This is a genomic window from Aminobacter sp. P4_D5, from assembly GCF_056401815.1.
The window spans coordinates 1-606 of record NZ_JBFUIP010000995.1 but is presented as its reverse complement, the minus strand read 5'-3'; the positions used below and the strand labels follow the sequence as shown (position 1 = coordinate 606).

Here is a 606-nt window from a genome sequence, read left to right as displayed (position 1 = left end):
TGTCGGTGTTGTGGATATGGCCGGAGCAGAAGCAGAGCAGCTCGCCCTCGTGGAAGATCGGCTTCCACATGTGCAGGTCCGGCGCGTGGGTGGAGAGGTAGCCGGAATAGGGATCGTTGGTGAAGCCGACATCGCCGGGCTTGTAGCCGCCCTCCACCAGGGCGATGGCCTTGCCGTAGTCGAGGCCGGGATACCAGGTGGCGCCGAGGTCCAGCGGCACCGCAACGGTGCGGCCCTCCTTGTCGAGAAGCTGGATGGTGAAGTCCCCCGTCTCCTTGACGAAGGTGGAATGCGCCGTCCGGTACAGCGTGTAGGCCATGTTCTCGGCCGCGGCGCGCGTGTGGTTGGCGAGGATCTCGAGGGTGACCTTGTCGATGTTCATGGCCGTCACTCCGCCGCCTCGAGGATGATGTTGCCGGTCGCGTCCACGATGGCGGAGAAGCCGGGCGGGATGCAGCTGGTGGTGTCGTCCTGCGCGACGACGCAGGGGCTCATGAAGCGATGGCCCGCGGCGAGATCGGCGCGCCAGTAGAGCGGCACGTCGTGCCAGCCGCCGTCGAAGAAGACGCGGAGGGTCTGCGCGACCTTCGGCGGCTCGGCGCCCGC

General features: G+C 67.3%; 1 protein-coding gene and 1 pseudogene. Both read right to left on the bottom strand.

The features are described 5' to 3' along the window. Nucleotides 1–382, bottom strand: a 382-nt coding sequence (locus AC1DWF_RS36285) for a hydantoinase B/oxoprolinase family protein (protein ID WP_476843286.1), incomplete at its 3' end; no start/stop codon positions are given. 5 nt (nt 383–387) lie between these two features. Continuing rightward, nucleotides 388–606, bottom strand: a pseudogene (locus tag AC1DWF_RS36280) (hydantoinase/oxoprolinase family protein); the annotation flags it as partial.